The sequence below is a fragment of the Massilia sp. LMS1-1-1.1 genome (genome assembly GCF_040815535.1).
GTDB classification, from domain to species: domain Bacteria; phylum Pseudomonadota; class Gammaproteobacteria; order Burkholderiales; family Burkholderiaceae_D; genus Janthinobacterium; species Janthinobacterium aestuarii.
Genome location: NZ_JBFPNG010000012.1, coordinates 208,401 through 230,729, shown reverse-complemented (window position 1 = coordinate 230,729; position 22,329 = coordinate 208,401). Strand labels below are relative to the sequence as shown.

Genomic DNA, 22,329 nt, shown 5'->3' with positions numbered 1-22,329 from the left:
TACGCTACGTTCCGTTTTTTGTCTTTTATTGAATTTAAGCCTTAAGCATGGGCTTGTCAAATCAAATAATCCAAAAAACGGGACGCCTTGTATTCTTTAGTGAAATTATGATACTTCCGTGACAATGTGTGAGAATTTCGTCACAACACCAAAGTCGCAAATTCCGGGGTCAGACCCGCCGGGTCTGACCCCAGCTTTTTGTCGCTGGCTCAAGCAATCAAACGTAATCTTTATACTTGTCCAGATGCCGCACTGGTTTACTCAGCGCATCGCGGCGGAACGGGTCGCCCAGCTCGCGCGTGCACATGATTTCAATGATGGTGGTCTTGCCTTCATTCATCTGCATGTCGATGGCTTTCTTCAAGGCCGGGCCCACGTCTTCCAGCTTGTCGACCGTGATGCCTTCGGCACCCATGGCGCGCGCGATCTCGGCAAAGCTCTGGTTGTCGAGTTCACCGGCAACGAAGCGGCGGTTGTAGAAATCCACCTGGTTTTTCTTTTCCGCGCCCCACTGGCGGTTGTGGAAGACCACGGCCGTCACGGGAATGTTGTGGCGCACGCAGGTCATCGTTTCCATCAAGCTCATGCCCCAGGCGCCGTCGCCCGCATACGACACGGCCGGACGGTGCGGCGCGGCCACTTTCGCGCCGATGATGGTCGGGAATGCGTAACCGCAGTTGCCAAAGCTCATCGCCGCAAAGAAGCTGCGCGGCTTTTCAAAGCGCAGATAGCTGTTCGCCACCGAGTTGATGTTGCCGATGTCGGTCGACACCATCACGTCTTCCGGCATGGCTTTTTCCAGCTCGCGCAAGACCTGGCGCGGGTGCAGGTAATTGCCCGGCTCTTTCTTTTGCTCTTCGATCATGTCCAGGCTGTACGCATCTTTTTCATGCGTCCAGTTCGTCAGCTCCTCTTCCCACGCGGCCTTCTCGGCTTGCACGGTGGCATAGCGCTCGTCGCGCGTCGCGTCGCAGTCGAGCGTCTTGCCGTCCAGGCGGGCAATGATAGCTTTGGCGGCTGCCTTGGCGTCGCCGCAGATGCCGACGGAGATTTTCTTGACCAGGCCCAGCATCTTGTTATCCGCATCGATCTGGATGATCTTGGCGTTTTTCGGCCAGTAATCCATGCCGTGCTGCGGCAAGGTGCCGAACGGGCCCAGGCGCGAGCCTAAAGCGACGACGACGTCGGCCTTGGCGATCAGTTTCATCGCTGCCTTGGAACCCTGGTAGCCGAGCGGGCCGCACCACAGCGGATGGCTGGCGGGGAAGGAGTCGTTGTGCAGGTAGCTGTTGACGACGGGCGCACCGAGGCGCTCGGCCAGGGCCTTGCACTCCTCGATCGCTTCGCCCATGACGACGCCACCGCCCGAGATGATGACGGGGAACTTGGCTTTCGCCAGCAGCTCGGCCGCATCGTTAAGGCTTTGTTCGCCGCCGGCACCACGGTCCAGGCGGTTCGGTTTCGGAATCTCGGCCTTGATTTCGCCATAAAAATAGTCGCGCGGGATGTTCAGTTGCGTCGGGCCCATTTCGGACATGGCGCGGTCAAAGCAGCGGCCCGTGAATTCCGCCATGCGGGCCGGATTCGTCACGTGGCCCTGGTATTTCGTGAATTCCTCGAACATCGGCAACTGGTTCGCTTCCTGGAAGCCGCCCAGGCCCATGCTCATGGTGCCCGTTTCCGGCGTGATGATCACGACAGGCGTGTGCGCCCAGTAGGCGGCGGCAATCGCCGTCACGCAATTGCTGATGCCAGGGCCATTCTGGCCGATGACAACGCCATGGCGGCCCGAGACGCGGGCGTAACCGTCGGCCATGTGGCCGGCGCCCTGCTCGTGCACGACGGGAATCAGCCGGATACCGGCCGGCGCAAAAATGTCCATCGGGTCCATGAAGGCCGAGCCCATGATGCCGAACATGTCGGTCACGCCATTGGCGGCCAGGGTTTCCACGAACGCTTCGGAAGGCGTCATCTTTTGCGGGCCGGTGGGGATGGCCGCTGCGGCGGCGGCTTTTTGGTCGGTCATGTCATTCATGGGTGTCTCCTGGTCTGTTGTAATGAACTGCAGTGTAGTGAGCAACTTATTTATCAAAAATCGGTATATTTTGTTCCGAAATTTGATATACAATTCAATTTAAGCGTTCGGCAATCAAAAGTCAAACAGAATTTCGAGGAAACGGTACAATTTGAGTTCGAAAATGAAATAACACTCAGACAGACAACCGAGGCCACCATGGACATGATTTCATCCCCAAAACTTGAGCCGGAAAAACTGGAAGGCGACACGCCCACGATGCGTTTGTTTGCCTTGCTGGAAGTGATTGCCGAAAAAGACCAGTTGCTGTCGCTGCAGGCGCTGGTGGAAGAAACGGGGCTACCGAAGCCCACCCTGCACCGCATGCTGCAGCAGCTGGAAAGCGTGGGCGTGCTGCAGCGCGAAAGCGATGGCCGCCACTACAGCACGGGCGTGCGCCTGCGCCGCCTGGCGTCGAACCTGCTAATTAACAACACTTTCCATGGCGCCCGCCGCATGGTCTTGCGCCAGTTGGTCGAGGAAGTGGGCGAAAGCTGCAACCTGACGGCCTTCAGCGGCAGCGAAGTGGTGTACCTGGACCGCGTGGAAACGGCGGCCCCGCTGCGCTTCTATCTGCATCCCGGTTCGCGGGTGCCGGCCCACTGCTCGTCCAGCGGCAAGCTGTTCCTGGCGCAAATGACGCCCGTGCAACGGCGCCGCCTGCTGGGCCACATGGAATTGACGCGCTTTACGGACAAGACGGAAACGGACCCCGTCAAGCTCGAACGCGAACTGGAACTGGTGCGCCGCAACGGCTATGCGCTGGACGACGAGGAATTCCTGCCCGGCCTGCTGTGCGTGGCCGTGCTGGTGCCGAACCCGAACGGCCGCTCGAATCTGGCCGTGGCCATCCAGGCACCCATCATCCGTTTGACGCACGACAAGGCTTTACATTTCTTGCCAGCATTGCAGCGCGCCGCGCAAGCCCTGGCCGCCATCGAATCGGAAACCATGCCGACGACGGGCGGGGACGACGACGCGTTGCAAACCGGTCATTCATAACCGCCGTAGCGCCCATGCTGCGGTTTCACAGGAGAACAAGGTGCCAGATTCACGCCAACATCCCCCCGCCGCAGCGGCGCAAACCTTGCAGTCCGTGCGCAGCCTGTTCGATATCGACAGCGACCTGCTCGTGCCCGTCTTCACGGAGCGCGATCCGCACGTGCCCGACATCGATCCCGCCTACCGCTTCAACAAGGATGTGACCCTGGCGATCCTCGCCGGCTTCACCCACAACCGCCGCGTGATGGTGCAGGGCTTGCACGGCACGGGCAAGTCCACGCATATCGAGCAAGTGGCGGCGCGCCTGAACTGGCCTTGCGTGCGGGTCAACCTGGACGGCCACATCAGCCGCCTGGACCTGGTCGGCAAGGACGCCATCGTGCTGCGCGAACAGCAGCAAGTGACGGAATTCCAGGAAGGCATCGTGCCCTGGTCCTTGCAACGGCCCGTGGCCCTGATCTTCGATGAATACGACGCGGGCCGCCCCGACGTGATGTTCGTCATCCAGCGCATCCTCGAGCGCGACGGCAAGTTCACCCTGCTCGACCAGAACCGGGTCATCACGCCCCATCCGCACTTCCGCCTGTTCGCCACCTCGAACACGGTGGGCCTGGGCAACTTGAACGGCATGTACCACGGCACGCAAGTGCTCAATCACGCGCAGATCGACCGCTGGAACATCGTTGCCACCTTGAACTATCTGCCGCAGGCGGAAGAGACGCAGATCGTCCTGGCGCGTGTTCCCGCCATGAACGACGAGGCGGGGCGCCAACTGGCCAGCAGCATGGTGGCCGTGGCCAGCCTCACGCGCCACGGCTATGCGGCGGGCGACCTGGCTTGTCTGATGTCGCCACGCACGGTGATCACCTGGGCCGAGAACTGCCAGATCTTCCGCGACCCGGCGCTGGCCTTCCGCCTGTCCTTCCTCAACAAATGCGACGAGGCCGAGCGGCCCATGGTGGCCGAGTACTATCAGCGCTGCTTCAATGAGGAGTTGCTGGCGAGCCAGGCATGAGTACGGAAACGACGGCGCCTGCCGCCTACACGCGCGAGCAGCAGGAAACGGATGAACTGTGCGCAGGCGCCATCCGCGCCCTCAGCGGTTCTCCCTCGATACGCTACCGGGGCCGGCGCCTGCACGACGGCCACCGTCCCCTGCCCATCCACGCAGCCCATCTGCAGCCCGATGCAGCGCTGCAGGATTTGCCGTCCTTGCGCGGTGCGGCCGACAGCGTGGCCCTGCGCCTGCTGCATACGGATGCGGCCCTGCACAAGTCACTCTGCCCGCTCGAACCCGTGGCGCGCCTCGTCTTCGAACTGCTGGAACAGTTAAGGGTGGAAACGCTGGCGCCCGAGCAGCAAGCTGGCGTGATCGGCAACCTGCGCCACCGTTTTACCGCATGGTCGCACGCGTTCTACGATTCCGGCCTGGCCGAGGGTGCGTCGGGCTTGCTGCTGTACACGGTATTCCAGATGTGCTGGTCGCGCCTGACGGCCAGGCCCGTGCTGGAAAAGACGGAAGATTTTATCGAGGCGACACGCTGGTCGGTGTCGTCGCAATTGAGCGGCGACCTGGCGGGATTGCGCCGCCACCGCGCCGACCAGGCCGCCTTTGCGCGCCATGCACTGGCCATCAGCCACGCCGTCGACGCCATGCTGAAAGACGCGCAGGCCGCGCGCGATGGCGGCCAGGACGAGGCAGGCGACGCCAAGGCGCAGGCCGCCTTCAAACTGCTGCTCGATTTCGACAGCGATAACGACAATCTACCCGATGCCGCCCCGCTGGGCGAGAGCCGCGCCTTCAGCGATGGCGATAGCGGCTACCGCGCCTATTCCACGGCGTATGACCGAGAGGAAAGAGCGGGCGAACTCGTGCGCCGCGCCCTGCTGCTCGAATACCGCGAACGCATGGATGCCCGCATCGCCAGCCTGGGCATCAACACGGCCCGCCTGGCGCGGCGGTTCACGCAATTGCTGGCCGTGCCCGAGCGCGACGGCTGGTCGTTTGGCGAAGAAGAGGGGTATATCGACGGCCGGCGGCTGGCGCAACTGATCAGCTCACCATCCGAGCGCAGGCTGTTTCGCAAGGAACAATTCCTGCCGCAAGCCGACTGCCTCGTCACCTTCCTCGTCGACTGCTCCGGCTCCATGAAGACGCATGCGGAATCCGTGGCCGTGCTACTCGACATTGTGCTGCGCGCACTGGACCAGGCCGGCGTTGCCACGGAGTTGCTGGGTTTTACGACGGGCGCGTGGAACGGGGGAAGAGTCAAGCGCGACTGGCTACGAGCCCGCTCGCCCGCGAATCCAGGCCGCTTGAATGAACTCGTGCACATGGTCTTCAAGGATGGCGATACCAGCTGGCGCCGCGCGCGGCCCGACATCGCGGCCCTGCTGAAGGCGGACTTGTACCGCGAAGGCGTCGATGGCGAAGCCGTGGACTGGGCGTGCACGCGCATGCTGGCACGCCCGGAACGGCGGCGCATCCTGCTCGTCGTGTCCGATGGTTGCCCGATGGATACAGCAACGAATCTCGCCAACGACGAGTTTTACCTGGCGCAACATCTGAAACAAGTGGTGGCGCGCCGCGAAGCGCAGGGCGCCGTGGAAATTTGCGGGCTGGGACTGGGCCTGGACCTGGGTGCCTACTACAGCCGCAGCCTGGCTACCACCCTGCCCGCCTCGCTGAACAATGAGCTGTTCAGCGAAATCGCGCAGTTGCTCGGTGGACGCAAGCGCTAAGCCTTCAGCTCACTTCGTAGCGCACCGCGTGCGCCTCCATCGGCAGCGGGATTTCCCAGTTCCACAGCATCGCTTGCAGCTTCTTGTTGCTGAGCGACGTGTCGCGCTGGCCGTTGCGCCGCAGTAACTCCTTGCGCGGCTGTTCCAGGTACACGAGCTCCACCTGCGCATGGTATTTGTACAGCAGGTTGAGCGTCTTTTCGCGCATCAGTTTCGACAGATGCGTGGCGTTCCACACGAACGGTTCGCCCTTGCGCAACAATTCGCGCGCCCGCTCTTCCGCATAGTCGCCCACCTGCCCCTCGTTCTTGCCGTGCTTCAAGCCCAGGGCCGTCCGTGCATCGTCAAACGACACGACGGGCAAGCGCGGATGGTGCTTCTCCACCCACGTATTCTTGCCCGACGCAGGCAAGCCCGACATGACGATCACGCGCGAGCCCGCTTCCTGGAACAGCGGATAGTCGGGATGCGCCTCGGCGCCGCGAAAATATTTGACGCGCGTGTGATCGTCAACGAAAGCGCGTCGCTGGCCATAACATCCTTCCTCGCGCGCCAGTTCGCGGAACAGCTCGATGGCATCCAGAATACGCTGCGGATCGGGGCAGATGCGCCCGCGTATGTCCGCCTCGGCCAGCATGGCCAGCAAGCGGATATCGACTTGCCACGACAGCTCACGCACGGTGAACTCGGGCGTGACGCCGCGCCGCGACGACTCCAGCGCAAAGAACGGCACCTGGTGCACATTGATCAGGCGGCAAATTTCCTCGCGCACGGCAAACGGCACGTCGCAATCCCACAAGGCGATGCGCGCATCGAGCGCGCCCTTGCGCGAGTGGCCGGGCTGGCCGATGGCGCCCGTCACCGGGTCGATCACCGTGGTGCTGCACTTGGCCACGTCGTGCAGCAAGGCGGCGAGAAACACGATTTCCTGTTCCGCGCGCGTGGCTTGCTGGTAGTCGGGCATGGCCAGCAAGGACTCCACCACCATCATCGTATGCGTCCACACATCGCCTTCCGCGTGGTACACGGGGTTTTGCGGCGTCGTCTTGGCCAGTTCCAGCTGCGGGAAGGCGGCCAGGCAGGCGTTGAAATCGGGCGACTGGCCCGCTGGCGGCACCAGTTGCTGCAGGGTTTTCCAGTGCATCATTTTGTACTCCTTGAGAAAGCTGCCAGTTCGTCGAGCGAACGGCAGGTATGCAAACCCAGGCTTTCCCACGTGACGAGCGGCTGCGGCGCGTACAAGTCCACGCCCTCGGCCAGCTGGTTCGGGATCAAGGGCCGCGTGCTGTGGTGCGAACCGCTGTCGAGGATGGTTTGCGTAAAGTCATGGCGCACCAGCTTGTAGCGGGCCAGCACTTGCTCGTCGTCCTCCACTTTCAGATACAGGCCTTCCGCGTGGTCGGACTTGTCCGTCTGCTTCCAGCACAGGTCCAGCGGCAGGCGCTCGCGCGCCACCGCGTGCTCAAAGGCGTCGCGCCACAGCCGGGACTTGGCCAGCGAATGGCGCAGCAGCTGCCACAACTGCTTCGGCGTGGCCGGCATCAATCCCGCATACAGCACGGGGACGGACAGCACGGGCGAGCGGGCCAGCATGGCGTGGCGGCGCGCCGTCGACAAAAACATCTGGCTGCGGCGGCAATACACGTCGAACTCGTTGAAGTAATGGGGCAGCCGGTCGTAAAACACGGAGTGCTTGCTGTAGGACCATTCGCCAAACAGCACATACTGGTCTTCCAGCAGGTGCAGCAAGGCGTGTTCGTGCGCATGCGCCCACGGTTTCAACAGGTTGAACTGGCGTTCGCTGCCGCCGCCCGCCAGGTAATGGCCGCGCGACTGCAGCAGCACCTCGCCCGCGTCGCTGAACGACACGGCGGAGTTGGCGCCATCGATTTTTTCCTCGATGACGACGTACTGGCCGGCCAGCTTTTTCAGGGGCATCTGGTCCGAGCCGTCGTCGCCATCCTGCAGGCGCGAGCCTTCCAGGTGCGGCGTGCGCGGGTATTTGAATAAGGGTAAAGATTGTAAAAACATAGCGTCCCACGCCGCGTTCACCGGGGCGTGTCCATACAGGGTCAGGGGTGCTGACGACGTGTTCGGGCGTGGACGATCAAGACCAGGGTCTCGGATACGTGTGCGGGAAGAGCAAGAGCAGTGCCGCAGCAATCGGGGGCGTCAACGCGCCGAACGATGCTGCAAAGAGCATTTCGTCAGCGTTAGCAGGTGATGGCGAAGAAGCGAGGCACTTTTGGCTCCAATAAGGAAGAGGTTCGAGAAAGAACGGGAAATATAACGGCTGTTTGACTATTTTGCAAGCGCAGCACGATTAGACGAGCAATTGCGGCACGGCCGCCGCCATCAGCGAAATGCCGATCAGGGTCAGCACGGCAAACGCGATGCGGCGCATGCCGCGCTGGGCGATCGGCGGCGGGTAGTGCTTGCCGGCCATCGTGGCCAGCACGCCCACGGGCAAGGCCAGTGCGCACAGCAGCAGCACTTTCGCGTCGAGCTGGCCCTGGCTGCCCGCCATCAGCGAACGTCCGCCCGCGCTGATGGCGAACAAAAAGATCAGGCTGTAGCGGATGGTTTTCAAGCTCATTTCCTGGCGGTAGAACTGGTACACGAGCGGCGGCCCGGCCAGCGAAAACAGGCCCGAGAACAGGCCGCCGCACACGCCGCTGATGAAGAAGCTGCGCCTGTCGGCCGCGCCGGGGCCAGGCGGCGCCTGCAGCAAAATGCTGACGCCGCCATACACGATGGCCGCGCCCAGCAACAGATGCAGCAGCGGCGCGTACGCCTGGTCCAGGTATCCCAATAGCAAGACGCCGGCCGCCATGGCCGGCAGCAAGCCGATGCTGGCCGCGCGGATGGCGCGCCAGTCCAGGTGGTGCAAGGCGCCCGGCAAGGCCACTAGGCAATTGGCCAGGGACAGCAAACTGACGAGGGCCGCCAGCGCCGGCACGGGCGCCAGGCCCAGGCCGCTGGCCACGCCCATGACGATCATGCCCAGGCCAAAGCCCGTGACGGTCTGGAAGTACGTGCCCGCCGCCACCACGCCCAGCAGCGCCAGCACGGGCAAGCTGAACAACTCAGCGTCCACCCTGGGCCTGCACCGACGTGACGGCAATCACGTTATAGACATCGTCGGCGCTGCAGCCGCGCGACAAATCGTTGGCCGGCTTCTTCAAGCCTTGCAGCAAGGGGCCGATGGCGACGGCGCCGCCCATGCGCTCGGCCAGCTTGTAGCCGATATTGCCCGCGTCAAGGTTCGGGAACACCAGCACGTTCGCGCGGCCGTTGACGACGGAATCCTTGACCTTGCGCTGGGAAATCTCGGCCACGATGGCCGCGTCCAGCTGCACGTCGCCATCGATGGCCAGCAGCGGACGCTGGGCCTTGACCCGGTCTGTTGCCGCATGCACCTTGTCGACGGCCGCGTGGTGGGCGCTGCCGCTGGTGGAAAACGACAGCATGGCGACGCGCGGTTCTTCCATCAGCAAGGCTTGCGCGCTGTCGGCGGCGGCCATGGCGATGTCGGCCAATTCCTCGGCTTTCGGATCGACCACCAAGGCGCAGTCGGAAAAGATGAAACCACCCTTGAGGCTGTGGAAAGGTTCGCACAGCATCATCAGGAAAAAGCTCGATACGAGCTTAAAGGCCGGATCGACGCCGATGATCTGGATGGCGCTGCGCACCACGTCGGCCGTCGTGTGCACGGCTCCCGCCACGCAGCCATCCGCGTCGCCCAGGCGCACCATCAGGTTGGCGTAGCACAGCGGATCCTGAACGGCTTTTCTCGCCTGCTCCACCGTCATGCCCTTGGCCTGGCGCAACACGAATAATTGCTGGGCGTAATGTTCCGACTCGCTGGACTGTGCCGGGTCGACCAGGCGCACGGCGTCCAGGTCCAGCGCGTGTTCCTGCGCCAACGCCAAGATGGCGGCCGGCTGGCCGACGATGGTGATATGCGCCAGGCCTTCGGCAGCGGCACGCGCGGCCGCCTGCAATACGCGCGCATCGCCGCCCTCGCACAAGACGATATGTTTCGGCACGGCGCGGGCTTGCGCGATGATGCGGTGCAGGGCTTTCATGGCGACTCCAATTCGGTAAAAAAATGCCGGAACCATGGAAGCATGAGGCATGGTTCCGGCACATAAAACCCGGCATGGCCGGGGTCATACAAGGATCGGTCAGGGTGGTGTCGGATTACGCCGGGCTTGCGCCCGGCTAATCCGACCTACACACGCGCCATCCGTGTGCGTAGGTTGGATTAGCCCAGAGGGCGTAATCCAACAACACCAGCAAATCAAACGTAATCTTTATATTTATCCAAATGCCGCACAGGCTTGCTCAGCGCATCGCGGCGGAACGGGTCGCCCAGCTCGCGCGTGCACATGATTTCAATGATGGTCGTCTTGCCTTCATTCATCTGCATGTCGATCGCCTTTTTCAGCGCTGGCCCCACGTCTTCCAGCTTGTCGACCGTGATGCCTTCGGCGCCCATGGCGCGCGCGATCTCGGCAAAGCTCTGGTTGTCGAGTTCACCGGCAACGAAGCGGCGGTTGTAGAAATCGACCTGGTTTTTCTTTTCCGCGCCCCACTGGCGGTTGTGGAAGACCACGGCCGTCACGGGAATGTTGTGGCGCACGCACGTCATCGTTTCCATCAGGCTCATGCCCCAGGCGCCATCGCCCGCATACGACACGGCCGGACGGTGCGGCGCGGCCACTTTCGCGCCGATGATGGTCGGGAATGCGTAACCACAGTTGCCAAAGCTCATCGCCGCAAAGAAGCTGCGCGGCTTTTCAAAGCGCAGATAGCTGTTGGCCACCGAGTTGATGTTGCCGATGTCGGTCGACACCATCACGTCTTCCGGCATGGCTTTTTCCAGCTCGCGCAGCACTTGGCGCGGGTGCAGATAGTTGCCCGGCTCTTTCTTTTGCTCTTCGATCATGTCCAGGCTGTACGCATCTTTTTCGTGCGTCCAGTTGGTCAGCTCCTCTTCCCATGCCGCCTTCTCGGCTTGCACGGTGGCATAGCGCTCGTCGCGCGTGGCGTCGCAGTCGAGCGTCTTGCCATCGAGGCGGGAAAGAATCGCCTTGGCGGCCGCCTTGGCGTCGCCGCAGATGCCCACCGAAATCTTTTTCACCAGGCCCAGCATCTTGTTGTCGGCGTCGATCTGGATGATCTTGGCGTTTTTCGGCCAGTAATCCATGCCGTGCTGCGGTAAGGTGCCGAACGGGCCCAGGCGCGAACCCAAAGCGACGACGACGTCGGCCTTGGCGATCAGTTTCATTGCTGCCTTGGAACCCTGGTAGCCGAGCGGACCGCACCACAGCGGGTGGCTGGCAGGAAACGAGTCGTTGTGCAGATAGCTGTTGACGACCGGGGCACCCAAGCGCTCGGCCAGGGCCTTGCACTCCTCGATCGCTTCGCCCATGACGACGCCGCCGCCCGAGATGATGACGGGGAACTTGGCCTTGGCCAGCAATTCGGCCGCATCGTTCAGGCTTTGCTCGCCGCCGGCGCCACGGTCCAGGCGGTTCGGCTTTGGAATCTCCGCCTTGATTTCGCCATAAAAATAGTCGCGCGGGATGTTCAGTTGCGTCGGACCCATTTCGGACATGGCGCGGTCAAAACAGCGGCCCGTGAACTCGGCCATGCGGGCCGGATTGGTCACGTGGCCTTGGTACTTCGTGAATTCCTCGAACATCGGCAGCTGGTTCGCTTCCTGGAAGCCGCCCAGGCCCATGCTCATGGTGCCCGTTTCCGGCGTGATGATCACGACGGGCGTGTGCGCCCAGTAGGCGGCGGCAATCGCTGTGACGCAATTGCTGATGCCGGGACCGTTCTGGCCGATGACCACGCCATGGCGGCCAGAGACGCGGGCATAGCCGTCGGCCATGTGGCCGGCGCCCTGCTCGTGCACGACGGGAATCAAGCGGATGCCGGCCGGGGCAAAGATATCCATCGGGTCCATGAAGGCCGAGCCCATGATGCCGAACATGTCGGTCACGCCATTGGCGGCCAGGGTTTCCACGAACGCTTCGGAAGGCGTCATCTTTTGCGGGCCAACAGGTATCGCGGCTGCGGCGGCTTTTTGGTCGGACAAATCGGTCATGGCTCAGTCTCCTTACGGTTTTATAAAAAATCGGTATATTTTGTTCCGATATTTGAAATACGTGTTCAATTTAACGGTTGCGAAATGCGCTGTCAATGAAAATTCATGAAAAATCGGACTGTTTCATTCCTGAATCCGGAATCCATTCATGTGCACCGCTGCTGAAACAACAATGGCGGCTTATCCGCAACAGACAAGCCGCCATCGTTCCCTGCCCCGCCGTGCTTAGAACTTCAAACGCATGCCGGCCGTGAAGGCGCTCGAGTTATGCCCAGGCAAAGGCACGCTGCCGCCGCTCGATGCGTCGCCGACGAAATTGGTGCCAGCGCCATCGTTGTTGATGCGTCCGTACGAGGTGTACAGATTCGTGCGCTTGGACAAGGCGTAGGTGTAGCCTATGGCCAGCTGGCGCCCGCCGCGGCGCGCATTCGTGCGGTCATCCTTCTTGATATAGGACGCCATTACGCTGCCCGCCGCGCCCACGGGGGCCGACGCGCCCAGCATGTAGCTGCGGAAATCCGTGCCCGCGTCATCCTTGTCCGTTTCATACGCGGCGTGCAGCTTGGCGGGGCCGAAGTCGTAGGTGCCGCCCAGCAAGGTGACCTTGGCCGTGTTCAGCGGCGTGTCCTTGCGGTTGTCATGCGCCAGGGTCAGCACGAGCGGGCCGTTGGCGTAATCGATGGAAAAGTCGATGGTGCGGCCCAGGGTGTTGCTGTCCGGCTTTTCGCCGAGCCCGTACATCACGGCGGCCGACAGACCGTTCACCTTCGGCGTCTCGTACATGATGGAATTTTTCGTGCGCAGGCTGGCCACGCTCATCAGGTTGATCGAGGCGCCCGTCATGCCAGTCTCGAACGGGTCGATATTGTCCAGCGCGGTGAACAGCGGGTTGTGCTGCAAGCCCAGGTTCACGGCGCCGAAGCCGCCCGACAGGCCCACGTAAGCCTTGCGTCCGAACAGCGCGCCCTGGCGGTTGGCGCCCGTATCCACGTCGAGACCATTTTCCAGCACGAAATTGGCCTTCAGGTTGTTGCCCAGGTCTTCCGTGCCCTTGAAGCCGATGCGGCTGCCCGACTGCACGCCGGTGGCCAGCTTGGTGACGGAACCGTCAGCGCCGCCGTGTTCGGACGTCAGGCCCGCGTCGAGCAAGCCGTACACGGTGACGGACGATTGGGCGCTGGCGTTGCCGGCGAAGAAGGAGGCCAGGATGGCTGCCGCTACGAGTGTGTGTTTCATGTCATCTCCAGGTATTGTGGTTTTTATAAACGCTTGAAACAATCATCAACTGCCTTGCTACAAATCGGGCTCAGGCGATCAGCCCGGCCATCGGCGACGACGGCGAGGCGCTCATGACGCCTGCTCTCCGGGGCATGCGCCCGGCCAGATAGGCCTCGCGTCCGCCCTGCACTGCCAATTTCATGGCGCGCGCCATGCGCACCGGTTCGCGCGCCGCCGCGATGGCGGTATTCATCAGGATGCCGTCGCAACCGAGTTCCATGGCGATGGCAGCGTCCGACGCCGTGCCGACACCGGCGTCGACCAGCACGGGGACCTTGGCTTGCTCGATGATCAGCGACAAATTCCACGGATTCTGAATGCCCATGCCCGAGCCGATCAGGGATGCCAGCGGCATGACGGCGATGCAGCCGATGTCTTCCAGCATGCGCGCCTGGATGGGGTCGTCGCTGCAATACACCATCACCTGGAAGCCGTCGCGCACCAGTTCCTGCGCCGCCTTCAATGTTTCCGGCATGTTCGGGAACAGGGTCTTTTCATCGCCGAGCACTTCCAGCTTGCACAGCTGGTGCCCGCCCAGCAGCTCGCGCGCCAGCTGCAAGGTGTAGACGGCGTCGCGCGCGTTGTAGCAGCCGCCCGTGTTGGGCAGGATCGTGTATTTCGACGGCGGGATGAAGTCGAGCAAGTTCGGCTCGCCCTTTTCCTGGCCGATATTCACGCGCCGTATGGTGACGGTGACGATCTCGGCGCCGCTCTCTTCGATGGCCAATCGCGTTTCCTCGAAATCCTTGTATTTACCCGTGCCCACCAGCAGGCGCGACTGGTAGGTGGTACCAGCCAGGGTCAGGCCGGCCGGTGGTTGGCTGGGGGTGGCGTCGTCTCTCATCTTGATCTCCTGTGCAATTCATTTAAACCAGAAGCAAAATCCGGGGTCGGACCCTGAGGGGGAACGTGGCCCAATGGGCCACATTCCGCTCCCGGTGGGACCGACCCCAGCCTTTTTCCTTGGGTTTCCCCGCAAAACGCAAAATCGACTTCCGGCCGCCGTCCCGACACGAGGTCGGCGATCGCCCTGCCCGCGCCACAGCCCATGGTCCAGCCCAGGGTGCCGTGGCCCGTGTTGAGGAACAGCTGGCGGTAGCGCGTGGCGCCAATGTACGGCACGTTCGATGGCGTCAGGGGACGCAAGCCGGCCCAGTAGACGGGGTCGCTGTAATCGCAGGCATCAGGAAACAGCGCTTGCACTCTGCGCGTGATGGCGGCGCAGCGCACGGGGTTCAGTTCGCGCGTGTAGCCGTTCAGCTCGCACGTGCCGGCCACGCGCAGACGCTCGCCCAGGCGCGAAAACACCAGTTTGTGGCCATCGTCCGTCAGCGAGACGGTGGGTGCGGCAGCGGAATCGAGGATCGGATAAGTAGCCGAGTAACCCTTGCCCGGATACAGCATCAGGCGGATACCCAGCGGCCGCAGCAAGGGCGCGGAAAAGCTGCCCATGGCTACCACCACGGCGTCCGCGTATTCCAGGCGGTGACGGCCGTAGACATCGATGCATTCCACGCCCGTGATGCGTTCGCCATCGGCCAGCAAGCGCGTCGCCGTCGTGCCATACTGAAAATCCACGCCGGCCGCGGCCGCGCGGGCCGCCAGCGCCGTGGTAAACAAATGCACGTCGCCCGACTCGTCGCTGGCCGTGAAATCGCCGCCGACGATCTGGCTGCGCGCGTGGCGCAGGGCCGGTTCCAGTCGGATCACTTCATCGGCGCTGACCGTATTGCGCGGGCAGCCCAGCTCGCGCAGGAGCGCGGCGCCCGACTGCGATTTGTCAAACTCCTGCTGGTCCGTATAGAAATGCAATATGCCCCGCTCGAGGTGGTCATATTCGATGCCCGTTTCGCGGCGCAAGGCTTGCAGGCTCTGGCGGCTGTACTCGGCCAGGGCGACGATCTGGCGCATATTGCGCGACACGCGCGATGGCAAACATTCGCGCAGGTAATGCAGCGCCCACTGCCATTGCAGCGTATCGAGACGGGGACGGAACAGCAGCGGCGCGTCGTCCTTGCCCAGCCAGGTCAACACTTTGCGCAAGGTGGCGGGATTGGCCCACGGTTCCGCATGCGAGACGGAAATCTGGCCGCCATTGCCGAAGCTCGTTTCCTGCGCGGCGCCCGCCTGGCGCTCGAGCACGCGCACGTCGTGGCCCGCCTGGCGCAGATACCAGGCCGATGCCGTACCGACCACGCCGGCGCCGAGGACAAGGATCTTCATGGCGGGCTCGGCTCGCTTAACGGGTCAGCAGGACGGCGATGGCGACAAAAGCGGCGATCCACACGGTTTCCATCACCAGCATGATCACGGGGCGCCAGCCCAGCGAGGCCAGCGACTGGAACGACGTTTTGACGCCCAGCGCGGCAATGGCGATGACGAGGCAGGCGCGCGAAGCATTGTTGATCCAGCCATTCACTTCCTGCGGAATCAGGCCCAGGCTGTTGGTAATGACGAGCCAGACAAAGCCGATCAGGAAAAAGGGCACGAGCGGCGGCGCATCGACTTCGCTCTTGCCTTCCTTGCGCTTGAACATGATCGACAGGCCCAGCACGACAGGCACGAGGCAAGCCACGCGCGTCAGTTTGACGAAGGTGGCAACGTCGCCCGTATGGTTGCTGACCAGGTAGCCGGCGCCCACCACTTGCGCCACGTCATGGATGGTGCCGCCGATGAACACGCCCGCCTCGGTCGGGTCAAAGCCCAGCAGCTTGACCAGCAGCGGGTAGACGATCATGGCCAGGGTCGACAGGGTCGTCACGCCCACCACCGTCAGCAAAGTGAATTTTTCGTTTTCCTTGGTTTGCGGCAGCACGGCGGAAATGGCCAGCGCGGCCGACGCGCCGCAGATGGCGACGGAACCGCCCGACAAAATCCCTTCCGTGATGGGCCGCTTGAGCCACTTGGCCAGCAGATAGCCGAAGCCCAAAGTCGCCACCAGGCCGCCGACGACGATCAATAACGGCGTCACACCGACCGAGGCGATCTGGTTGAAGGTGATGCGCGCCCCCAGCAGGGCCACGCCCGTGCGCAGCAGCACCTTGCTGCAAAACTCGATGCCGGGCTTGCAGGTAGGGTCCGACGCGAGGAAGTGAAAAGCCAGGCCAAAGAACAGCGCGTACAGCAACTGGGGGCCGCCGTAATTGCTGGAAATGAAGGTGGCCGACAGGGCGATCACCAGCGCGATGGCCACGCCGGGCCAGCTGCGCAGCACGGCGCGGGGACGCCAGATGGCAACGGCGGAAGACAGGTAGGGAATGTTCTTGTCGACAACGCGTGTTATCGCTGAGGAGTTGGTTTTCATGCGGGTCCACTCATAATGTTTTAAAAATTGGGACATTTCATCTCGTTTTTTAATAATACACGATGAGCTCGCGAAGTCCATGCTTTTCCATGAAAATCGAAACCTGATGTTCCGGAAACTGACGTTTTTTACTTTCCAGCACCGTAAACGACAAGCGGCGCGGCCCTTTGCAGGGACGCGCCGCTCGCTAATGACGAGTTAAACTTTACTTTTTATTCAAACGGGTAATCAGGCTGGACGTATCGTAACGGTTGCCGCCCGCCTGCTGCACTTCGCCATAGAACTGGTCCGTCAAGGTCGTCACGGGCAAGTCGCTCCCGTTGCGCTTGGCCTCAGCGAGGCAGATACCGAGATCCTTGCGCATCAGGTCGACGGCGAAACCGAAGTCGAACTTGCGCTCTATCATGGTCTTGCCCCGATTTTCCAGCTGCCACGACTGCGCCGCGCCCTTGGAAATCACGTCAACCACCAGGGCCGCGTCCAGGCCCGCGTTTTCAGCGAAGGCGATGCCTTCGCTCAAGGCCTGCACGAGTCCCGCGATGCAGATCTGGTTGACCATTTTTGTGAGCTGGCCGGAACCGGACGCGCCCATATAGGTGACGGCGCGCGAGAACAGGGCGATGACGGGCTCGGCGCGTGCATACGCTTCCGCGTCCCCACCCACCATCACCGTCAGCTTGCCGTTTTCCGCACCAGCCTGGCCGCCGGACACGGGGGCATCGAGGAAGAACACGCCCTTCTCTTCCGCCGCCGCGTGGATGGTGCGCGCAGCTTCGGCCGAGGCCGTCGTATGGTCGATCAGGATGCTGCCCGGCGCCATGGCGGACAGCAAGCCGCCCTCTTCCAAAATGACCTGGTACAGGTCGTTATCGTTGCCGATGCAGGTGAAGACGAACTCGGCACCGGCAGCGGCGGCGGCCGGCGTGGCGGCGCTGCTGCCCTTGTGCTGCTCGAGCCAGGCGGCCGCGCGGGCCGGATTGCGGTTGTACACGGTGACGTCGTGCCCGCCCGCCGCCAGATGGCCTGCCATGGGGAAACCCATGACGCCCAAACCGATGAATGCCACTTTTGCCATATTGTCCGTCCTGTCGATGAATGAATCCGATTATTGTTGCACAAATGGCCCGCGCCAGCAGCATCGTGCCGCCAGACGCCAACTCTGGTCGCCATACATTAGCAATTGGCAAACATCAGCGATTTACATATGCAAGATCAAAATTATCATAAATGATTTATGTTGTATTTTTTTCTATTTAATATTACATTGAACTGGCATTACAAATAAGGAAACTTTTGCCACATCCTTTTCCCAACCCTCGTTAAGGAGTCGATCTTGCAAACCTCACTCACCCGCATGAAAATCATCAGCGCCGCCGCCTTGCTGCTCGCCGCCAGCGTTGCCCACGCCGACATCACGGTCTTCACCAGCCAGTCCGCCTATCTGGCAGCGGCAGGCAATACCAGCGTCGATACCTTTGATGATTTGCCCATCGATGCGCTCGACAGCCCGCTGTTCCGCAATGCCGGCAGCTATGCCTACACGGCAAGCAGCGTTGGCGCCTCGCCCATCCTGTATGGCGCAGGCACGGGCAGCGACAACTGGCTGAGCACGAACAACCGCAATGACAGCGTGGTGTTCTCCAACTTTTCCAGCGCCGTACGCGGTGTGGGGGGATTCTTCTTCGGCTCGAACTCTGCCGGTGGCTATGCCAACGCTCAGAGCATCACTTTGACAGCGCGCAATGCACTGGGCGAGCTGCTCACCTATGAACTGGCCTTACCGACACAGGCATCGTTTGTCGGCTTCCTGTCGACGGGCGCCTTCTCGGACCTGGCCGTCAGCACGGCCGGACAGGTCGGCATCTGGCCAACCATCAATAACCTGTCCGTGTCGGCCGTACCGGAACCAGCCACCTACGGCATGCTGCTGGGCGGCCTGGGCTTGCTCGGCTTCATGGCACGCCGCCGCCGGGCCAGCCAGCAGTAAGCAAACTGGCGCCTGGTACGGCTGCCGGCAGCCGTACCAGGCCTGCCATCACGACAATATCTCGCGCAAGGCCGCCATCAAGGCCGCGCACTCGCCCACGTTACCGATGCTGATGCGCAGATACTGGCTGATGCGCGGTGCATTGAAATGGCGCACGATCACGGAACGGGCGCGCAAGCCGGCCGCCAGTTGCGCCGCGTCATGCTGCGGGTGGCGGGCAAAGACAAAGTTGGCCACCGACGGCAGCACCTCGAAACCCAGCGCCTCCAGGTCCGCCGTCAGCTGCTCACGGCTGGCGATCACGGCCTGGCGCGTCTGCTGGAAATACGCTTCGTCGTGCAGCGACGCCACGGCGCCGGCCAGCGCCACCCGGTCCAGCGGATACGAATTGAAACTGTTCTTCACTCTTTCCAGCGCCTCGACCAGGTCCCGATGTCCGAAGGCACAGCCGACGCGCAAGCCGGCCAGCGAACGCGATTTCGAGAACGTCTGCACCACCAGCAAGTTCGGATAACGCTCGACCAGGGCCACGGCACTTTCCCCGCCGAAATCCACATACGCTTCATCAACCACCACCACGGCGTCGGGATGGTCGCGCAGCAGGGTTTCCACACCGGCCAGCGGCAAGTCGACGCCAGTCGGCGCATTGGGGTTCGGGAAGATGATGGCGCCGCACGGCCCCTGGTAGTCTTGCGGGCGGATGCGCATGGATTCGTCGAGCGCTACCGTACGGTAATCGATGCCGTACAGCTTGCAATACACGGGATAGAAGCTGTAGCTGATGTCCGGGAACAGCAGCGGCGCATCGTGCTTGAGCAAGGCCATGAAGGCCAGCGCCAGCACTTCGTCGGAACCGTTGCCGACGAACACTTGCGCGCTGTTCAAGCCGTGGTAGTCGGCCAGGGTTTGCTTCAGTTCGCTGGCAGAGGGATCGGGGTAGAGGCGCAGGCTGTCGTTACTGGCTTCGTGCAGTGCGGCCAAGACGTGGGGCGATGGACCGTAGGGATTTTCGTTGGTGTTGAGTTTGACCAAGTCGGGCAGTTTCGGTTGCTCGCCAGGGATATAGGGGGTCAGCTCGCTGACGATGTTGCTCCAGAATCGGCTCATTGCTTTTATTGGTGGGGTCGGGATAGGAGGGGTAGATTACCATAGGCTGAGCAGGGTCAAGGTGGGACGAAGGTGTTGAAGCCAGATATGCTACAGCGCAATAGCCGATAGTGCACGATACCGTCGGGATACGGTTTGACAGCGCTGAAAAAAGCGCGGAGCATGGGGTGGACAACGAGGAGATGCGGTCATGAGCGGACGGCGCGACACACAGGAGCGGGATACGGCTTTATGAAAATGGAGCATGCCGATTACGCGACCAAAAGCGATGTGGCTGCGGCCAGATCGGCCATGATTTTATGGTGCGTGGGGACGATAATTGCCATGTCGGTCGCGGCGTTTGCGGTGGCTAGGCTAGTGCACTAGCTTGCCACTGGCTTGCGTTAACGGGGACGCTGGCTTTCAATGCTGAATGGAGGAAAAAACGCCTTGCGCTGCGCGCTTTGGGCGGTTTTTCTACCTGACCTTGTTGGGCTGGTGGCTTGCATATGTGGTGGGTATAAAAAAAGCTCCCTTGCGGGAGCTTCTTCTATGTATTCTGGCGGAGAGGGTGGGATTCGAACCCACGGTACGATTTAACGTACGCTTGATTTCGAGTCAAGTACATTCGACCACTCTGCCACCTCTCCGTTTACTGCGGTCTATTCATTCAAACTGGCGTGCCGGTTTGAACGAGGCGCTATTTTAGCATGGGTGTTGTTGGGTTGGGTAGGGGTTTATTGGTGATTTGCAATTGAGGCTGGCATTTAGAACCAAACCCAATTTGACGATTCGGGGAGCCTCGCGCAAGTACGCGCTCGTCTTCGAATCCCACGCGTACGCCCCGCAGGGGGCGTACTCCTTTCCGCCGCCACAAATAAAAAAAGCTCCCTTGCGGGAGCTTTCTCTATTTGTTCTGGCGGAGAGGGTGGGATTCGAACCCACGGTACGATTTAACGTACGCTTGATTTCGAGTCAAGTACATTCGACCACTCTGCCACCTCTCCATTTGCTGCGGTCTTTCCCGCATTGCTGCGAGAAGGCAAGATTATAGCAGCCCGCAGCGAAAAGAAAAGGACTATTTTAGGCCTTCAGATGCGTCAGGCCACCCATGTACGGGCGCAGCACGGCCGGGATCTCGACGCTGCCGTCTGCCTGCTGGTAGTTTTCCAGCACGGCCACCAGGGTGCGGCCTACTGCCAGGCCGGAGCCGTTCAGGGTGTGCGCCAGTTCCGGCTTGCCGGCGGCGTTGCGGAAACGCGCCTGCATGCGGCGGGACTGGAAGGCCTCGCAGTTCGACAGGGACGAGATTTCGCGGTAGGTGTTTTGCGCCGGCAGCCATACTTCCAGGTCGAAGGTCTTGGTGGCGCCGAAACCCATGTCGCCCGTGCACAGCGACATCACGCGGTATGGCAAGCCCAGGCGTTGCAAAATCGTTTCCGCATGGCCGACCATTTCGTCCAGCACCTGGTACGAGGTATCCGGATGCACCACTTGCACCATTTCCACCTTATCGAACTGATGCTGGCGGATCATGCCGCGCGTGTCGCGGCCATAGCTGCCCGCTTCCGAACGGAAGCATGGCGTATGGGCCGTCATTTTCAGCGGCAATTGGTCGAGCGCAAGGATTTCATCGCGGGCGATATTCGTCAGCGATACTTCCGACGTCGGGATCAGATAGAAGGTCTCGCCCTCGCCTTCCGCACCGCCTTTTTTCACCGAGAACAGATCGGCTTCGAATTTCGGCAGCTGGCCCGTGCCGCGCAAGGAATCGGCGTTGACCATGTACGGGGTATAGCATTCCGTGTAGCCGTGCTCGTCCACGTGGGTGTTGAGCATGAATTGCGCCAGCGCGCGGTGCAGACGGGCGATGCCGCCCTTCATGACGGAGAAGCGCGAACCGGTCAGCTTGGTGGCCACTTCGAAATCGAGGCCCAGCGGGCCGCCCACGTCGACGTGATCCTTGACTTCAAAGTCAAAAGTGCGCGGCGTGCCGACCTTGCGCACTTCCACGTTGCCGGACTCGTCCGTGCCCAAGGGCGACGATTCGTGCGGCAAATTCGGCACGGCCATGATGAAATCGCTCAGCTTGGCTTGCACCACGGTCAGGGCCGCTTCATCGGCTTTCAACTCATCGCCCAGGCCGGCCACTTGTGCCATCACGGCCGAGGTGTCTTCCCCCTTGCCTTTCAACATGCCGATTTGCTTGGACAGCGCGTTGCGCTTGCCCTGCAGCTCTTCGGTGCGCGTCTGGATCGCCTTGCGTTCGGCTTCGAGGGCGGTAAAACCTGCCACGTCGAGCTGGAATTTGCGCGTCGCCAGGCGTTCTGCGACGGTGGCGATGTCTTTACGGAGAAGTTGGATATCTATCATGGGTGGATGGCGGTGCCGATGTATCGAAAGCACTCATTGTACCAAGACCCGTTCAGTTCTTTATGAGTTTTGCACATGGCCGGCCATCGTCATGGCGGCATGGCTGGGCACTCGCGCCCGCTTTACATCCAGCGCTTAGATAAAGGCGGCTTTTTCGGCAGCGGTCAGGCGGCGGGCGCTGACGGTGACGACAGGCATCGTGCTGTCGGCAGCCTGGGCGATCACGGTGCTGCTGGCGCTCACTTCCAGAGTGTTCGCGCCGGCGGTGGCGAAGCTGGCGCCGATGGCGATGATGGCGGCGGCGACAAAGGTGATTTCCATGTTTTTCAGTGCGTGCATGATGTGACTCCTGGTTGGTTTGTTTC

General features: G+C 61.8%; 18 protein-coding genes and 2 tRNA genes. 4 read left to right on the top strand and 16 right to left on the bottom strand.

What is annotated here, in order from left to right; translation table 11 throughout:
- Positions 1–217 precede the first annotated feature (217 nt).
- A complete protein-coding gene (gene xsc, locus MRBLMS1_RS11025) occupies positions 218–2,026 on the bottom strand; it encodes a sulfoacetaldehyde acetyltransferase (RefSeq protein WP_485880070.1) in 1,809 nt (602 codons plus the stop codon).
- A gap of 213 nt (positions 2,027–2,239) precedes the next feature.
- Between xsc (MRBLMS1_RS11025) and MRBLMS1_RS11020 the strand changes: the two genes are divergently transcribed.
- Genes MRBLMS1_RS11020 through MRBLMS1_RS11010 form a run of 3 tightly spaced genes read left to right on the top strand, consistent with a single transcriptional unit; the run spans position 2,240 to position 5,818 of the window.
- Positions 2,240–3,076, top strand: coding sequence for an IclR family transcriptional regulator (locus MRBLMS1_RS11020; RefSeq protein ID WP_374106902.1), 837 nt, complete (start codon positions 2,240–2,242; stop codon positions 3,074–3,076).
- A 40-nt stretch (positions 3,077–3,116) separates the two neighbouring features.
- Entirely contained in the window at positions 3,117–4,091 is a 975-nt protein-coding gene (locus MRBLMS1_RS11015) for an AAA family ATPase (RefSeq protein ID WP_485879433.1), read from the top strand.
- A complete protein-coding gene (locus MRBLMS1_RS11010; protein ID WP_485879432.1) occupies positions 4,088–5,818 on the top strand; it encodes a cobaltochelatase CobT-related protein in 1,731 nt (576 codons plus the stop codon). Before MRBLMS1_RS11015 ends, MRBLMS1_RS11010 begins: the two co-directional genes overlap by 4 nt.
- A 4-nt stretch (positions 5,819–5,822) precedes the next feature.
- Here the strand turns inward: MRBLMS1_RS11010 and MRBLMS1_RS11005 are convergent, their stop codons facing one another.
- From MRBLMS1_RS11005 to MRBLMS1_RS10960, 10 genes are all read right to left on the bottom strand, one after another.
- Positions 5,823–6,965, bottom strand: coding sequence for an AAA family ATPase (locus MRBLMS1_RS11005; RefSeq protein ID WP_485879431.1), 1,143 nt, complete (start codon positions 6,963–6,965; stop codon positions 5,823–5,825).
- Complete coding sequence (locus tag MRBLMS1_RS11000; RefSeq protein WP_485879430.1) at positions 6,962–7,849, bottom strand: RNA ligase family protein; 888 nt, start codon at positions 7,847–7,849, stop codon at positions 6,962–6,964. The genes MRBLMS1_RS11005 and MRBLMS1_RS11000 overlap by 4 nt, the downstream gene beginning before the upstream one ends.
- A gap of 292 nt (positions 7,850–8,141) precedes the next feature.
- Entirely contained in the window at positions 8,142–8,903 is a 762-nt protein-coding gene (locus MRBLMS1_RS10995) for a TSUP family transporter (RefSeq protein ID WP_485879429.1), read from the bottom strand.
- Between the two features lies 1 nt (position 8,904).
- Positions 8,905–9,906 carry a phosphate acetyltransferase gene (pta, locus tag MRBLMS1_RS10990; RefSeq protein ID WP_485879428.1) on the bottom strand — a complete coding sequence of 334 codons (1,002 nt, stop codon included), beginning with the start codon at positions 9,904–9,906 and terminating at the stop codon, positions 8,905–8,907.
- A gap of 215 nt (positions 9,907–10,121) precedes the next feature.
- On the bottom strand, positions 10,122–11,936 hold the full coding sequence (xsc, locus tag MRBLMS1_RS10985; RefSeq protein ID WP_128139940.1) for a sulfoacetaldehyde acetyltransferase: 1,815 nt from the start codon (positions 11,934–11,936) through the stop codon (positions 10,122–10,124).
- A 225-nt stretch (positions 11,937–12,161) separates the two neighbouring features.
- On the bottom strand, positions 12,162–13,172 hold the full coding sequence (locus MRBLMS1_RS10980) for a porin (RefSeq protein ID WP_485879427.1): 1,011 nt from the start codon (positions 13,170–13,172) through the stop codon (positions 12,162–12,164).
- Positions 13,173–13,242: 70 nt separating this feature from the next.
- A complete protein-coding gene (locus MRBLMS1_RS10975) occupies positions 13,243–14,058 on the bottom strand; it encodes a thiazole synthase (protein WP_485879426.1) in 816 nt (271 codons plus the stop codon).
- Positions 14,055–15,437, bottom strand: a complete 1,383-nt coding sequence (locus MRBLMS1_RS10970) for a D-amino acid dehydrogenase (protein ID WP_485879425.1) — start codon at positions 15,435–15,437, stop codon at positions 14,055–14,057. The genes MRBLMS1_RS10975 and MRBLMS1_RS10970 overlap by 4 nt, the downstream gene beginning before the upstream one ends.
- A gap of 16 nt (positions 15,438–15,453) precedes the next feature.
- The gene (locus tag MRBLMS1_RS10965; protein WP_080698798.1) at positions 15,454–16,518 is read right to left on the bottom strand and encodes a YeiH family protein; all 1,065 of its coding nucleotides are present in this window, start codon (positions 16,516–16,518) and stop codon (positions 15,454–15,456) included.
- Between the two features lie 205 nt (positions 16,519–16,723).
- On the bottom strand, positions 16,724–17,593 hold the full coding sequence (locus MRBLMS1_RS10960; protein ID WP_485879424.1) for an NAD(P)-dependent oxidoreductase: 870 nt from the start codon (positions 17,591–17,593) through the stop codon (positions 16,724–16,726).
- 258 nt (positions 17,594–17,851) lie between these two features.
- On the opposite strand from MRBLMS1_RS10960, the gene MRBLMS1_RS10955 reads away from it, so the two are divergent.
- Positions 17,852–18,505, top strand: a complete 654-nt coding sequence (locus MRBLMS1_RS10955; protein WP_485879423.1) for a PEP-CTERM sorting domain-containing protein — start codon at positions 17,852–17,854, stop codon at positions 18,503–18,505.
- A gap of 48 nt (positions 18,506–18,553) precedes the next feature.
- On the opposite strand, the gene hisC is transcribed toward MRBLMS1_RS10955, so the two are convergent.
- The 5 genes from hisC to MRBLMS1_RS10930 all read right to left on the bottom strand — a co-directional run bounded on the left by hisC (position 18,554) and on the right by MRBLMS1_RS10930 (position 22,303).
- Positions 18,554–19,612 (bottom strand): histidinol-phosphate transaminase, encoded by a 1,059-nt coding sequence (gene hisC / locus MRBLMS1_RS10950; protein ID WP_485879422.1) that lies wholly within the window; start codon positions 19,610–19,612, stop codon positions 18,554–18,556.
- A 539-nt stretch (positions 19,613–20,151) separates the two neighbouring features.
- A tRNA-Ser gene (locus MRBLMS1_RS10945) sits at positions 20,152–20,241 on the bottom strand.
- A 267-nt stretch (positions 20,242–20,508) separates the two neighbouring features.
- Positions 20,509–20,598, bottom strand: a tRNA-Ser gene (locus MRBLMS1_RS10940).
- A 76-nt stretch (positions 20,599–20,674) separates the two neighbouring features.
- Positions 20,675–21,964, bottom strand: coding sequence for a serine--tRNA ligase (gene serS, locus MRBLMS1_RS10935; protein ID WP_072454834.1), 1,290 nt, complete (start codon positions 21,962–21,964; stop codon positions 20,675–20,677).
- 135 nt (positions 21,965–22,099) lie between these two features.
- Complete coding sequence (locus tag MRBLMS1_RS10930) at positions 22,100–22,303, bottom strand: hypothetical protein (protein ID WP_128139947.1); 204 nt, start codon at positions 22,301–22,303, stop codon at positions 22,100–22,102.
- Positions 22,304–22,329: the final 26 nt, after the last annotated feature.

Bases quoted from the DNA above. Each gene is read 5' to 3' on its own strand.
- xsc (WP_485880070.1), bottom strand. From the start codon at position 2,026: ATGACCGACCAAAAAGCCGCCGCCGCAGCGGCCATCCCCACCGGCCCG.
- MRBLMS1_RS11020 (WP_374106902.1), top strand. From the start codon at position 2,240: ATGATTTCATCCCCAAAACTTGAGCCGGAAAAACTGGAAGGCGACACG.
- MRBLMS1_RS11010 (WP_485879432.1), top strand. From the start codon at position 4,088: ATGAGTACGGAAACGACGGCGCCTGCCGCCTACACGCGCGAGCAGCAG.
- MRBLMS1_RS11005 (WP_485879431.1), bottom strand. From the start codon at position 6,965: ATGATGCACTGGAAAACCCTGCAGCAACTGGTGCCGCCAGCGGGCCAG.
- MRBLMS1_RS11000 (WP_485879430.1), bottom strand. From the start codon at position 7,849: ATGTTTTTACAATCTTTACCCTTATTCAAATACCCGCGCACGCCGCAC.
- pta (WP_485879428.1), bottom strand. From the start codon at position 9,906: ATGAAAGCCCTGCACCGCATCATCGCGCAAGCCCGCGCCGTGCCGAAA.
- xsc (WP_128139940.1), bottom strand. From the start codon at position 11,936: ATGACCGATTTGTCCGACCAAAAAGCCGCCGCAGCCGCGATACCTGTT.
- MRBLMS1_RS10980 (WP_485879427.1), bottom strand. From the start codon at position 13,172: ATGAAACACACACTCGTAGCGGCAGCCATCCTGGCCTCCTTCTTCGCC.
- MRBLMS1_RS10975 (WP_485879426.1), bottom strand. From the start codon at position 14,058: ATGAGAGACGACGCCACCCCCAGCCAACCACCGGCCGGCCTGACCCTG.
- MRBLMS1_RS10970 (WP_485879425.1), bottom strand. From the start codon at position 15,437: ATGAAGATCCTTGTCCTCGGCGCCGGCGTGGTCGGTACGGCATCGGCC.
- MRBLMS1_RS10965 (WP_080698798.1), bottom strand. From the start codon at position 16,518: ATGAAAACCAACTCCTCAGCGATAACACGCGTTGTCGACAAGAACATT.
- MRBLMS1_RS10960 (WP_485879424.1), bottom strand. From the start codon at position 17,593: ATGGCAAAAGTGGCATTCATCGGTTTGGGCGTCATGGGTTTCCCCATG.
- hisC (WP_485879422.1), bottom strand. From the start codon at position 19,612: ATGAGCCGATTCTGGAGCAACATCGTCAGCGAGCTGACCCCCTATATC.
- serS (WP_072454834.1), bottom strand. From the start codon at position 21,964: ATGATAGATATCCAACTTCTCCGTAAAGACATCGCCACCGTCGCAGAA.
- MRBLMS1_RS10930 (WP_128139947.1), bottom strand. From the start codon at position 22,303: ATGCACGCACTGAAAAACATGGAAATCACCTTTGTCGCCGCCGCCATC.